Annotated in this window: 13 protein-coding genes; 6 read left to right on the forward strand and 7 right to left on the reverse strand. The window is 71.8% G+C overall.

Annotation, left to right across the window (positions count from 1 at the left end; genetic code table 11):
- The first annotated feature begins 182 nt into the window (after positions 1–182).
- A complete protein-coding gene (locus J7E86_RS04720; RefSeq protein ID WP_308312469.1) occupies positions 183–1,679 on the forward strand; it encodes a glycoside hydrolase family 47 protein in 1,497 nt (498 codons plus the stop codon).
- Between the two features lie 32 nt (positions 1,680–1,711).
- Positions 1,712–2,134, forward strand: a complete 423-nt coding sequence (locus tag J7E86_RS04725; RefSeq protein ID WP_215080054.1) for an ankyrin repeat domain-containing protein — start codon at positions 1,712–1,714, stop codon at positions 2,132–2,134.
- Between the two features lie 48 nt (positions 2,135–2,182).
- Here the strand turns inward: J7E86_RS04725 and J7E86_RS04730 are convergent, their stop codons facing one another.
- On the reverse strand, positions 2,183–2,746 hold the full coding sequence (locus J7E86_RS04730) for a GNAT family N-acetyltransferase (protein WP_215080056.1): 564 nt from the start codon (positions 2,744–2,746) through the stop codon (positions 2,183–2,185).
- An 88-nt stretch (positions 2,747–2,834) separates the two neighbouring features.
- Positions 2,835–3,626 carry a maleylpyruvate isomerase family mycothiol-dependent enzyme gene (locus J7E86_RS04735; protein ID WP_215080058.1) on the reverse strand — a complete coding sequence of 264 codons (792 nt, stop codon included), beginning with the start codon at positions 3,624–3,626 and terminating at the stop codon, positions 2,835–2,837.
- A 243-nt stretch (positions 3,627–3,869) separates the two neighbouring features.
- Between J7E86_RS04735 and J7E86_RS04740 the strand changes: the two genes are divergently transcribed.
- The 3 genes from J7E86_RS04740 to J7E86_RS04750 are packed head-to-tail and all read left to right on the forward strand — an operon-like array spanning position 3,870 to position 6,312.
- On the forward strand, positions 3,870–4,103 hold the full coding sequence (locus J7E86_RS04740) for an acyl carrier protein (protein ID WP_215080060.1): 234 nt from the start codon (positions 3,870–3,872) through the stop codon (positions 4,101–4,103).
- Positions 4,100–5,344 (forward strand): beta-ketoacyl synthase, encoded by a 1,245-nt coding sequence (locus J7E86_RS04745; RefSeq protein WP_215080062.1) that lies wholly within the window; start codon positions 4,100–4,102, stop codon positions 5,342–5,344. The genes J7E86_RS04740 and J7E86_RS04745 overlap by 4 nt, the downstream gene beginning before the upstream one ends.
- A gap of 20 nt (positions 5,345–5,364) precedes the next feature.
- A complete protein-coding gene (locus J7E86_RS04750) occupies positions 5,365–6,312 on the forward strand; it encodes an alpha/beta fold hydrolase (RefSeq protein WP_215080063.1) in 948 nt (315 codons plus the stop codon).
- Here J7E86_RS04750 and J7E86_RS04755 read toward each other — a convergent pair.
- The 4 genes from J7E86_RS04755 to J7E86_RS30725 form a co-directional block, all read right to left on the reverse strand.
- On the reverse strand, positions 6,293–7,231 hold the full coding sequence (locus tag J7E86_RS04755; protein ID WP_215080065.1) for a hypothetical protein: 939 nt from the start codon (positions 7,229–7,231) through the stop codon (positions 6,293–6,295). The genes J7E86_RS04750 and J7E86_RS04755 overlap by 20 nt on opposite strands.
- Positions 7,232–7,332: 101 nt before the next feature.
- The gene (locus J7E86_RS04760) at positions 7,333–8,160 is read right to left on the reverse strand and encodes a hypothetical protein (RefSeq protein ID WP_215080067.1); all 828 of its coding nucleotides are present in this window, start codon (positions 8,158–8,160) and stop codon (positions 7,333–7,335) included.
- 164 nt (positions 8,161–8,324) lie between these two features.
- Positions 8,325–9,011: a YwqG family protein gene (locus tag J7E86_RS04765; RefSeq protein WP_308312470.1), complete on the reverse strand. Its 687-nt coding sequence runs from the start codon at positions 9,009–9,011 to the stop codon at positions 8,325–8,327.
- Positions 8,957–9,205, reverse strand: coding sequence for a hypothetical protein (locus J7E86_RS30725; protein WP_251018657.1), 249 nt, complete (start codon positions 9,203–9,205; stop codon positions 8,957–8,959). Before J7E86_RS30725 ends, J7E86_RS04765 begins: the two co-directional genes overlap by 55 nt.
- A 121-nt stretch (positions 9,206–9,326) precedes the next feature.
- Here J7E86_RS30725 and J7E86_RS04770 point away from each other — a divergent pair, with 121 nt between their 5' ends.
- Positions 9,327–10,250 (forward strand): MurR/RpiR family transcriptional regulator, encoded by a 924-nt coding sequence (locus J7E86_RS04770; RefSeq protein ID WP_215080069.1) that lies wholly within the window; start codon positions 9,327–9,329, stop codon positions 10,248–10,250.
- Positions 10,251–10,498: 248 nt separating this feature from the next.
- Here the strand turns inward: J7E86_RS04770 and J7E86_RS04775 are convergent, their stop codons facing one another.
- Positions 10,499–12,397, reverse strand: coding sequence for an ABC transporter ATP-binding protein (locus tag J7E86_RS04775; protein WP_215080071.1), 1,899 nt, complete (start codon positions 12,395–12,397; stop codon positions 10,499–10,501).
- Positions 12,398–12,399: the final 2 nt, after the last annotated feature.

Consider the following 12,399-nt stretch of genomic DNA (forward strand, 5'->3'; position numbering starts at 1 on the left):
CTGGGAGGTGCCCCCAGACGGGCTTGATTCGGCTGGGCTCGGCCAATTTCAGCCCGTTGGGGGAACCCCCAGCGGTAGCTGGGGGGAGATTGAGGACACCACCGCGCAGCGGTGGTGCGCACGACACGGCCTGCAGCCGCGCCTGCCGCCGGGAACGGCCGCCCGGTCGCATACTGCGATCAGTGTCCGGGGGCGGAACCGGTGGCCAGGAGGTCCTGCCCGTCATGACGTACGACTCGCTCCCCGCGCGCACGACCCGCCGTCGTCTGCTGTACGTGCTGGCCGCCACGGGCGGGCTCACCGCGACCGGCGGGCTCGGCGGCGTACGGCACGCCACGGCGGACGCGGGGGCCCGGCGTAATGCACGGGCGGCACCCGCGCGGCCGGACCGCCGGAAGGCGGACGAGATCCGGAAGGAATTCGTCCACGCCTGGGAGGGGTACAAGCGCCTGGCGTGGGGCCATGACGAGGTGCTGCCGGTCTCGGGCGGCCGCCGCGAGTTCTTCGCCAAGGGGCACCCCGTGGGGCTGTCGATCATCGAGGCGCTCGACACGCACCACCTCATGGAGCTCGACACCGAGACCGACCGCTGTGTCGCGTGGATCAAGAAACATCTCTCCTTCGACATCAACGCCGACTTCCAGGTCTTCGAAGCCACCATCCGGCTGGTCGGTGGCCTCCTCTCGGGTTATCTGGCGACCGGGGAGAAGGCGCTCCTCGACCGCTGCGCCGACCTCGCGGACCGGCTGCTGCCCGCCTTCACCGCCTCTCCCACCGGCATGCCCTACCGGTACGTCAATCTGCGGACCGGACGGGTATCGGGCGCCACGCTGCCGGTGGCCGAGATCGGCACCAACATCCTGGAGTTCGGTGTCCTCTCCCGGCTCACGGGTGACACGCGGTACGAGCGCGCCGCCAAGCGCGCCCTGCGCGCGGTCGTCGAGCGGCGGTCCTCGCTCGACCTGCTCGCCTCCCGCATGAACGTGGAGAGCGGCCAGTGGGCCGACCGGGCGGCCCTCGGCGTGGACCCGCCGGTGGACTCCTTCTACGAGTACCTGTGGGGCGCGTGGGAGATGTTCCGCGACCAGGACTGCCGGGACTGGTTCAAAATGTTCACCGCCGCGCTGAAGCGGCACCAAAGGGAGCGGGCCGGCGGGCTGCTCTGGTTCAAGCACGTCGACTTCCGCACCGGAGCCCTGCTCGACAGGCATCAGTCCTCGCTGGCCGTCGCCGTCCTGCCGGTCGGCGGGGACGACGAACTGGCGGCGGACTACTACAAGTCGTGGACGGCCGTCCTGGACAAGTACGACGTCATCCCGGAGGAGATCGACTACGCGCGGCTGGCGGTCCTGAACCCCGGCAACGAACTGCGGCCCGAATACGCGAACTGTGCCTTCCAGCTGTACTGGGAGACCGCGGACCCGTACTACCGCACGACAGCCTGGCGCTATTTCCAGAACCTCAGGAAGCACCACCGTGTGCGGGACGGTTACACAGTGATCACGGACATCACGAAGCGTCCGATGCGCAAGGGCGACCACTGCCCCGCGTACGTCTTCGCCGAGAACTTCAAGTGGCTCTACCTCACGTTCTCCGGCACCTCGCGCTTCGACTACGGCCACGGATACCTCAGCACGGAGGGAAAGGTCCTCAAGGGACTCCGGCGGACCGGGAATTGACGTTCCGGTGCCCGTCGCCATGATGAGGTGGCATGAATCGCAGACGGCGGAAGAAACTCTCGAAGCGGCTCGTATGGGCCGCGATGTCCGGCACGGCCGGGGAGGTGGCGGCGCTGCTACGAGCCGGCGCCGACCCGGACACCGCCGACCCCGACGGCACCACGCCGCTGTACGCGGCCTCCGTGCACGGTGCGGCGGCCACGGTCCGCGTCCTCCTCCTCGCCGGTGCCGCGCCCGACCGGGAGAGCGGCCACGGCGACGAGGGGACACCCCTGTGCGCGGCCGCCGCCTGGGGACACAGCGACGCCGTGCGCGTACTGCTCGCTCACGGAGCCGACCCGAACCTCCGCGAGGACGGCGGACACGGCATGTCCCCCCTGGCCTGGGCCACCAAGGAATTCCAGCCCCACCCGGAAACCGAGGCCGTCCTGCGCGCGGCGGGCGCACGGGGCTGACGCCGGAACCCGGTCCCGGAAGGCGCCGGCGGAGCTACGGGCGGGGGCTCAGCGGCCGGACTCGCGGTGCTCGCGCCATTCCGGGGCGAGCACCGACCAGACCTCCATGTCGCGTCGCACTCCCCGGTAGGGGTAGCTCTCCCGCAGCACGCCGTCCCGGACCATCCCCAGCCGCTTGGCGAGATTGATGCTCGCGGTATTGGTGGAATCCGCCATCCATTCCACCCGGTGGATTCCGCGCTTGTCGACCGCCCAGTCGATGAGTATCCGCATCGCGCGCGTGATCAGCCCCCGGCCGGCAGCGGACTCCTCCAGCCAGCAGCCGACCTCGCAGGTGCCGTATTCGGCATCGAAGAGGCGGAAGAGAACGCCTCCGACGAGCGTGCCGTCCACCCAGATGCCGTAGATCCGCCCGCTGTCGGCGGCCTTCTTGTCCGCGTACGACTGAAGGAACGACCGCGCGGACACCAGGTCGGTGGCCCGCTCCGCCAGGGCGATATGACGGCCGATGTACTCACGCGACCGGTCGATGTGGGCGAGGTATTCCTCGGCGTTCCACGGCTCCAGCGGCCGCAGCTCGGCACCGTCGTCACCCAGCGATATCGCGAACATCCCACTCCTCCACGGCGTACACGTAACGGCGTACTCAACCTCGGCAGAGGTGCCCCCATTCCCGCTGGCCAGGACATGTTTCACCCTTTCATCCGAAGTCGACGCGCTCCAGCCAGAAGTCGAGCAGCCCGGCGTCGCCGTGAATGTCGACGCCCTTGCCCCGGGCGGGGCGCCGCTTGTAGACGATCAGCAGGAGCTCGGTCAGCGGGGCGCGCACGGCGACCGCCGCCTTCTCGTGCGCGCGGCGCCAGACGATGGCGTCTCCGGTGAGGTCGACCAGCCACTCCGCCGCCGCCTCCGGCGCGGTGTCGGTGGCGTGGAAGTGGAGGGTGCGGCCGGGCCCGAGCAGTTCGCGTGTCCAGGGGTGGACCTCGAAGTGCATCGGCAGCGAGCCGAGCTCCATCCACTCGTCGAGGGCGTCCAGGGCGACCTGCTCGTCGACAACGAACTCCGCGCCGAGCGCCAAGGTCGCGTCGGCCCGGTGGACGACCGTCTCGTGGGTGAACCGGCGCGCGTAGAACTCGGCCGTCCCGCCCGGGACCGGGGTCCACAGCGGCGCGCCGGGTCCGGCGCAGCGCAGCGCGTCCGCCAGCCGCGTGGCGCCCTCGGCGAGCCAGGGGCCGAGCACGGCCGGATCCTCGTGGGTGTGCGCGGCGAGGTCAGGGAAGTGCTCGTCGGGGAGCGGTTCCGCGGCCCGGGTCCGTACGATCTCCTCGGCCCAGCGCTGCGCGCCGCCGACGTGCCGCAGCAGCTGGCCGACGTTCCAGCCGGGGCACGAGGGCACGGGCACGCTCAGGTCCGCTCCCTCGACGCGGCACCGCAGCAGATCGGTCTGCGCGACGATCTCCGAGCAGAGGCGGTCGAAGCCCAAGGAGGTCATGACGTCACGGTAGACCGCGGCACTGACAGGCACGCGGTCCGGCCCGGCGGCCGCCGGCGCGGCCTCGAAACCCCGCCTCCTCACCGCAGTGATGTCCCGTACGTACGGATATGACTCGATCACATGTCCATGCGCACCACCCTGACGAGCGATACCCGGCGGGCATCAGGGGGCTGATGGCACCGCTAGGTTCGGCGAAGCACGACCGTGCTGCCGTACCCAGGAACGACGGAGGACGACCGGATGGGGATCGATGACGAGATCCACTCCCTGCTCGTGAGGAAGTTCGGCGCCGACCCCGGTGCCGTCCGGCCCGAAGCGCCACTGCGTTGCCTGCGGGTGGACTCCCTGGCCCTGGAGGAACTGCGGGTCATCCTGGAGAACCGGCTCGACATCGACCTCGACGACGTGCAGTTGAGCTCCCGCAGCACGGTGGGCGAGCTGGTGGCCGCCGTCCACGGTCAGCTCGCCGCGTGACGGGGCCGAACCGGCGGCCGTTCGTCGCCGCGGTCACGGGCCTCGGCGTGGTCTCCGCCGCGGGGATCGGCGCGGACCGGACCTGGCACACCGTCACCCACTCCGACGCCCCGGACTCCGTGGGCCCCCTCCCCGAACTCGACGGCCTGACCTGCGACTTCATGTACACCATCGCGGACCTGGACACCGAGGGCATCCTGGGTGCCGCCGCGGCACGGCTGATGGACCGGTTCACCCGGCTCGCCGTCATCGCGGCACGTGAGGCCATGGCCGACGCCGCCCTGGACACGTCCGCCTGGGACAGCGGGCGCGTCGCCGTCGTCATCGGATCGGCGCACGGCGGACTGCCGTTCTACGACGCCCAGCACGAGGTCCTGGCCCGCAAGGGCGCCCGCCGTGTCTCCCCGATGGTCGCCCCGCTCAGCGCGGTCAACGGCGCGGCCAGCAACGTCTGTACGGACCTCGGTGTCCACGGCCCCAGCATGGCCGTGTCCGCGACGTGCTGCTCCGGCACCATGGCCATCGGCACGGCCTACCAGCTCCTGCGGGCCGGAGTGTGCGACATCGCCCTGGCCGGCGGGGCTGAGTCCGTGCGGTCCCGGCTCCTGATCGCCGGTGTCTGCCAGATGAGGGCGCTGTCCACCCGTCGCGACGACCCCGCCAGGGCCTGCCGCCCCTTCGACATCGACCGGGACGGCTTCGTGATGGGCGAGGGCGCCGGGCTGCTCGTCATGGAGCGCCCCGAGCACGCCGCGGCCCGCGGGGCGCGCGTCCGGGCGGGTGTCGCGGGATACGCCGCGTCCAGCGACGCGTACGGCATGGTGGCCCCTCACCCGGACGGCATCGGCATCGAGTACGCGCTGCGCACGGCCATGGCGGAGGCGGACGTCACCGCGGCGGACGTCGGCCATGTCAACGCCCATGGGACGAGCACGGTGCTCAACGACCTCATCGAGGGAAACGCCATCCACCGCGTCCTGGGCGAACACGGGCTGGTCACCTCCACCAAGTCCATGACCGGCCACACCCTCGGCGCGTCCGGCGGCATCGAGACGGCCCTGACCGTGCTCTCGCTGGAGCACCGGCTCGTCCCGCCCACCGTCAACCTGGAGACGCCCGATCCGCGGATCCCTGTCGAGGTCGTGCGCAAGGAGGCCCGCCCGGTGGCCGCGAACTGCGCGGTGAAGAGTTCGCTCGGTATCGGCGGACACAATGCGGCCCTTGTGCTGATCCGCGAGTGAGCCGCCGTGAAGGAGTCCCCTTGCCCGAGGAAATCATCCGGCCGCTGACGGTCGGCGACCTGCGGTACGCCTACCGGGTGATGCCGCAGCCCGACGCCGTCACCGAACCCGTCGTCGTGTTCGGTGGCGCGCTGCAGGGCATGTTCGGCTGGCCCCAGATGGAGGACCGCCTCGCACCGGTGGCCGATCTGGTGACCGCGGACCTGCCCGGCATGGGCACCGGCTCACTGTGCCCCGCGGACGAGAACGGGGAGGTGCTGCACACCGCCGTCGCCCGGATCGTCGAAGACCTCGGCGTGCCGCGCGTCAATCTGTTCGGCTACTCCTACGGCGCGGTCCTGGCCTTCCGGCAGGCGCAGCGGTACCCGCAGAGCGTCGCCCGCCTGGTGCTGGGCGGCATGCCCTGCGCACTGACCGAGGACCAGTACTCCGGCCTGCGGCGGGCCGCCGACATCCTGGCCGCCGGCCGTGCCGAGGAGTTCGCGGCCCTCGCGGCGGACAGCATGATCTGCCTCGACGAGGAGCGGGCCGTACGCCACCGGCACCTGGTGCACCGGTACGTCCGGCGTTCGCTCCTGCACGCCGCCCGCCACTCACCGCACATGGCCAACGCGCTCGGCCGCACCCTGACGAACCGGCTCGGCCTCGACCACGGCCTCACCGGGGTGCCGACCCTGGCCTTCGCGGGCGAACACGACACCGTCGTACCGCCCGCGACGCAACGCGCCTTCGCGGCGACCATCGAGGGCAGCCGCTTCGCCACCATCGCGGAGTCCGACCACTGGGTGATCATGGAACGTGCGGAGGACGTGGCCGACCTGACGCTGCGCTTCTTCACCGACCAGCCCCTGCACCCGGCGTCCTATCTGACCTCACCGCCCTCGGAACGGCACGACCGGCCCGGGCCGGCCCCGGCCGCCGGCACCGTGCCGGCGCCCCGGCGGCCCGTCAGCCGACCGTCACCCTGAGAACGCGGCCCGAGGCTTCGACGACGAACAGATCGCGCCGGGGGTCGTGGTCGCCGAACCCGCGGGCGACCCGGACGCTGCTGGGCATCCGCAGACCGCTCACCAGCACACAGGACCGGCCGGTCGCCGGGTCGACGCGGATCAGCTCACCGTCGCGGAAGCTCGCGACGACCAGTTCGTCGCGGAAGTACGTGAGGTCGTCGAGGAGCTTGAGCTTCAGGGGATTCGGGCTGAGCTCGACGACCCGGGTGTGCCGCGCCGGGTCGTTCAAGGGGATGCGTACGACCGGGGAGGCGGTGTCGGTGATGACGCTCGCGTACAGCTGATCGCCAACGATCTCCAGGCCGTTGGTGCCGAAGACGTTCGCCTTCCTCGTCCACTCCTCGTCCTTGGTGCCGTCCGGGCGGAACTTGAGGACGCCGGTGGCCAGCTCCCGGCTGACGTAGAAGTTCCCGGCGGCGTCGATGGCGAGGCCGTTGATGCCGGATATCCCCTCCACGACCTTCTCCGGCCTCGGCTGGGCGGCGGCCGGGTCGAACCGCATGATGCCGCCGTGCGGTGTCAGCTGGTTCACACCGAAGTTGACGTACATCATCCCGTCCGGGCCGCGCCGGATGCCGCCGGCACCAGGCACCGCGAAGCTGGTTCTCAAGGTCCCGTCAGGGGCGTACCCCTCGACCCGGTGCTTGGTCACATGGGAGACCCAGAGCGTGCCGCGCCCGTCGAACTCCAGGTTCTCCCGCCAGTCGAGCAGCGGGATGCCGCCCTCACGGAACACCGTCACGGAGGCCCGCTCCGGGCACCGGTCCAGGGCCGCGGCGGCGGGTGGCCCGGACGCCGCCGTCGACACCCCCGGACCGCCCACCGTCAACGCGGCCAGCATGCTTCCCACCACTGCCATGGAACGTCGTATGCGCATGCCCCTCGTTCTATCGGCTCACCTCCGGCCCCGACAGTCACCCGCCTGCCAACATCACCACCGGTTTCCCGCGGAGCGACGCGGCGGGCCGGGGGACGCGGTCAGTCGCACGCGGGTGTGGCGCACCGCTCCCACCGTGCTCCCCACCATCCGCTCGGCCTCCCGTCGTTGGGGACCACCTCGGTGAGCTGCCAGTAGCGGCTGTCGGCGTTCCACTCATGGGCGGTGACCTTCAGTCGCCGGTCCGGGAGCTCGGTGACGGTGCCGGGAGCGCTCAGCCCGACCCCGCTCTCGGGCACCTTGCCCATGCCGGTCGCGCGCTGCCAGACGCCGTCGGAGCTCAGCTGCGTACGCGATTCCATGCTGCGGTCCCACAGGGTCGACGAGGCCATGGCGACGAGTGTCCCGTTCGATCTCTTGAAGAGCGTCAGAAAGCCGTGGTACGGGGCCGGCTGAAGGCCGAAGCCCTCGGGCGCGGACCAGGCACCGCCGTCCGGGCCCTGGGCGGTGTGGCAGAACCCGCCGTGATCCAGCCAGAACAGCTCCAGGCCTCCGGCGGCGTTCTCGATGCCGGTGATGAAGACGGCCTTCGGGCCGACGGTACCGGCGCTGACGCGCTCCCAGTCACCGTAGGCGCCGCCCGGCTCGCGCTGCGAACGGTGCCACACGAAGGGCAGGCCGCTCCGTCCGGTCGTGTCGTGGAACGCCTGGAACTGGTCGACCCGGCCGTCGCGGCGCGGCACCTGGACGGGGGTGCCCGACGCCCGGCCGGGCAGACCCTGTGCCTGGTCGTCCATGCTGCATCCGGCGGCCGTCCCCGCCCTCGTCACCGGCGCGGCGGGCGCGGCCGGGGCCGCCACCAGGGCCACCGCACAGGCCAGGGCCATGGCGACGGCACCGCCCGCGCCACGCCGTATCGATCTCCCCATGGTCGACGACCACCCTCCCGGTCACTGGGCACGCCGGCCGCGGACTCACGCGCTGTCCCGCGAACGACGAGAACGAATGAGCATCCTCGTGCCCCCGGCCCGGGTGACCGAGGGGGAATCAGGTCATGTCCCGTGCCGGTGTCATGTCCCGCCGACGGCGTCGTTCAGCAGCACTGCCAGATGAACATGGCCTTGTCGAAACGGCGTTCGGCGAGGTCCTCGGGACGTATGAGCCAGTAGAGGGTGCCGCAGTCGCCCCACATCATGCCGGCGCCGTCGTCGCTGTCGAACTGGGCCAGCAGGGTCCAGCCGCGCGTCTCCTCGGCCAGCCGGGGGTCGTCCCAGCTCGTCCCCTTGCCCAGAACGGCGTGGGCGACCTCGGCCTCGACCGGGTTCTGCACCGCGTCGGCGTGGCCGCCGATGCGGTGGTCCGCGCCCTCGCCGGCGGCTTCCCAGAGGGCTTCGAGGAACGCGTCCCCGTACACGGGATGGTCGGCATCACCGGTGTGGGCGAACGTCTCCTCGATCAGCGGGTGGTACGGGTCGGGAGCCGTGGCCACCACGCCGGCGGTCAGCGGCACCATGGGGTAGGGCTCCAGCTCCGGCGGCGCGGCACGTTCCGTGGTCGGGGCACCGGCGGGGAGGTACAGCACCCGGGCGCCGGCCCGGCTCTCCGGGTCGTCGGGCAGGACGAGGGCCTCGCCGTCGTCGACCTGTCCGTCGAAGTAGAAGAACGCCAGCGTGCCGTCCGCTGGCAGCGGGATGTCCAGGGAGTCGGCCGGCAGCGCCGCGCAGTTCACGGAGGCGACGAACGACAGCGGGCCGTGCCCTTCCCACCGGGGCCATTCCACGTCGCCCGGCAGCTCCGGCAGCCGCCCAGCCGGCCCACGACGGGTCGCGTGCCCTCCGCGGCCGACAGGCGCGCGCCCGGCCGCAGCAGGCCGGTCCAGCGCTCGGCCGTGTCGGAGGGCAGGTGCTCGCGGGCGATGCCGGCCAGGGACGTCGCGGGGGAGTGGGCGGCGGGGGAGGACGCTGTCTCGGTCATGGGCCGATCATGCAGGGCACCACTGACAACGAGCCGCCCGGAACCCGCCCGGTGGCCGCCGCCGGGCACCCCGTCCGGCATCCGTTATGTTGAGCCGGACAGGCGAGAAGGAGGCACACCGGTGCCAAAACGGCAGCAGGCACGCGCGCAGGCGTCCGCCATCACGCCGGGGAGGCGGGCCCCGGGGGCGGAGGCTCCCCCCGCGGACTCGGTGCGCGCGCTGTTCGGAGGCCACCGGCTGTCGCCCGCGCAACGGCGCATCGCGCAGTACATCACCGACCACCTCACCGAGGCCGCCTTCCTGTCCATCACCGACCTCGCCGAGCGCGTCGGCGTGAGCCAGCCCTCGGTGACCCGCTTCGCGACCTCCCTGGGCTTCAGCGGGTACCCGGCCCTCCGGGAGGCGCTGCAGCCCCTCGCGCTGAGCTCGGTAGCCGGCTCCCCGGGCACGAGGGTCGAGGACCGCCGCAACGCCCTCCAGGCCGCCGTCGACGCGGAGATCGCGAACCTGGAGAGCATGCGCCGCGTGTTCGCCGACACCGATCACGTACTGGAACTCGGCCGCGAACTTGCCAGGTCCGTCCCCCTGACCATCCTGGGCCTGCGGATCTCCGTCTCGCTGGCGGAGTACTTCGCGTACGCGGCCAAGCGGATCCACCCGGACGTGCGGCTGGTCTCGCGCGGCGGCAGCGTGGCCTACGACGCGCTGCTCCAGTCGCGCGAGGCGGGCGGTACGTGGGTGCTGGCGTTCGCCATGCCCCGGCACGCCAAGGAGACCCTGGCGGCGATGCGGGCCGCCCGCAGCACCGGGCTGCGCGTCGCGCTGATCACGGACCAGACGCTCGGACCGCTTGTGGAGGAGGCCGACGTGGCGCTCACCGCGGGCACGGGATCACGCCTGGTCTTCGACTCCTACGCCGCGCCGGGGATCCTGTCCGCGGCCATCCTCCAGGCCATGGCCGACGCCGACCCCGAGCGCACGCAGCTGCGGCTGGAGAAGTACGAGCAGGCGGCCGAGCAGCACGACTTCTTCCTCGATCTCTGAGCCCTGAGCGGTCCCCGGAGCCGGGGATGTCAGGAATTTTCGGACCCCGGACGCATGAAATTTTTCATGCGCTTGCTTACTTGGCAGTAAATATATTTACTACGTGTGGTTCGAACGCCAGGGGCGACCACCTCCTCATCGCCCCGGGGTGTTCTTTCGGGCGGTCCGCTCCCCTCGGATCCCCTCCCGGCGGCCCGGTACACCCCCTGGGCCGGGCCGCCGGCAGTCCGCCCCCCGGACCCGAGAGGTCAGCCGACGGGCTCCGCCTCCCCTTTCTCCTCGGCACCCGGCCGCTCGAACTGGGTGCGGTACAGCTCCTCGTACCGCCCGCCCGCGGTGAGCAGCGCGCTGTGGGTGCCGCGCTCCACGACCCGCCCGTCCTCGATCACGAGGATGAGGTCGGCGGCCCGCACGGTCGACAGACGGTGGGCGATCACCACGGCGGTACGGCCCTCCAGGGCCTCCGCCAGCGCCTCCTGGACCGCGGCCTCGGAGGTGGAGTCGAGGTGGGCGGTCGCCTCGTCGAGGATCACGACGCGCTGGCGGGCCAGCAGCAGGCGGGCGATGGTCAGCCGCTGCCGTTCACCACCGGAGAGCCGGTAGCCGCGCTCGCCGACGACCGTGTCCAGTCCGTCGGGCAGCGAGGCCACCAGGCCGTCGAGCCGGGCCCGCCGCAGCGCCTCCCAGACCTCGTCCTCGGTGGCCTCGGGACGGGCCAGGAGCAGGTTGGCCCGTACGGAGTCGTGGAAGAGGTGGCCGTCCTGGGTGACCATGCCGAGCGTCTCGCGGATGGACGCGGCGCTCAGGTCGCGCACATCGGTGCCGCCGAGGCGTACGGAACCGGCGTCGGCGTCGTACAGCCGCGGCAGCAGCTGGGCGATCGTCGACTTCCCCGCGCCGGACGAGCCGACCAGGGCCACCATCTGTCCGGGTTCGGCGCGGAAGGAGACGCCGTGCAGGACCTCGGTGCCGCCGCGGGTGTCCAGGGTGGCGACGTCCTCCAGGGAGGCGAGCGAGACCTTGTCGGCGGAGGGGTAGCCGAACCGGACGCCGTCGAATTCGACGGACACGGGCCCGTCCGGCACCCGGCGGGCCTCCGGCTTCTCCGTGATCAGCGGCTTGAGGTCGAGGATCTCGAAGACCCGCTCGAAGCTGACCAGGGCGCTCATCACCTCGACGCGGGCGCCCGCGAGGGCGGTCAGCGGGGCGTACAGGCGGGTGAGGAGCAGGGCGAGGGCGACGACGGCACCCGGGTCCAGGCTGCCGCGCAGCGCGTAGAAGCCGCCGAGCCCGTAGACGAGGGCGAGGGCCAGGGCCGAGACGAGGGTGAGGGCGGTGATGAACGCCGACTGCGTCATCGCGGTGCGCACCCCGATGTCCCGTACCCGGCGGGCTCGGGCGGCGAACTCGGCCGACTCGTCGGCGGGCCGCCCGAAGAGCTTGACGAGGGTGGCGCCGGGCGCGGAGAACCGCTCGGTCATCTGGGTGCCCATGGCGGCGTTGTGGTGGGCCGCCTCGCGCTGGAGTCCGGCCATGCGGGAGCCCATCCGGCGAGCGGGCACCACGAACACGGGCAGCAGGACGAGGGCGAGGAGGGTGATCTGCCAGGAGATGCTCAGCATCACGGCGAGCGTCAGCAGCAGGGTGACGATGTTGGAGACCACGCCGGACAGGGTGTTGCTGAAGGCCCGCTGCGCGCCGATGACGTCGTTGTTGAGGCGGCTGACGAGCGCACCGGTCCGGGTGCGGGTGAAGAAGGCGACGGGCATCCGCTGGACGTGGTCGAAGACCGCCGTCCGCAGGTCGAGGATGAGCCCTTCGCCGAGGGTGGCGGAGAGCCATCGGGTGAGCAGTCCCAGCCCCGCCTCCGCCACGGCGATCACGGCGATGAGCAGGGCGAGCCGGGTGACCGTGCCGGCGTCGTCCCCCTTCACGATCGCGTCGACGACGCGGCCGGCCAGGACGGGGGTCGCCACCGCGAGGAGCGCCATGAGCATGCTCAGCAGCAGGAACTGGCCCAGCCGCCGGCGGTGCGGCCGTGCGAACGCGACGACGCGGCGCAGGGTCTCGCGGGAGAAGGGCCGCTGTTGCCGCTGGGCGTTCATCGCGCTGTGCAGCGACGTCCAGGCGGTGACTTCCATGTCCATGA

The organism is Streptomyces sp. ISL-11, assembly GCF_018614525.1.
Lineage (GTDB): Bacteria > Actinomycetota > Actinomycetes > Streptomycetales > Streptomycetaceae > Streptomyces.

Coding starts and splice junctions, on each gene's coding strand:
- J7E86_RS04725 (WP_215080054.1), top strand. CDS start 1,712: ATGAATCGCAGACGGCGGAAGAAACTCTCGAAGCGGCTCGTATGGGCC.
- J7E86_RS04730 (WP_215080056.1), bottom strand. CDS start 2,746: ATGTTCGCGATATCGCTGGGTGACGACGGTGCCGAGCTGCGGCCGCTG.
- J7E86_RS04735 (WP_215080058.1), bottom strand. CDS start 3,626: ATGACCTCCTTGGGCTTCGACCGCCTCTGCTCGGAGATCGTCGCGCAG.
- J7E86_RS04740 (WP_215080060.1), top strand. CDS start 3,870: ATGGGGATCGATGACGAGATCCACTCCCTGCTCGTGAGGAAGTTCGGC.
- J7E86_RS04755 (WP_215080065.1), bottom strand. CDS start 7,231: ATGCGCATACGACGTTCCATGGCAGTGGTGGGAAGCATGCTGGCCGCG.
- J7E86_RS04760 (WP_215080067.1), bottom strand. CDS start 8,160: ATGGGGAGATCGATACGGCGTGGCGCGGGCGGTGCCGTCGCCATGGCC.
- J7E86_RS30725 (WP_251018657.1), bottom strand. CDS start 9,205: ATGACCGAGACAGCGTCCTCCCCCGCCGCCCACTCCCCCGCGACGTCC.
- J7E86_RS04775 (WP_215080071.1), bottom strand. CDS start 12,397: ATGGACATGGAAGTCACCGCCTGGACGTCGCTGCACAGCGCGATGAAC.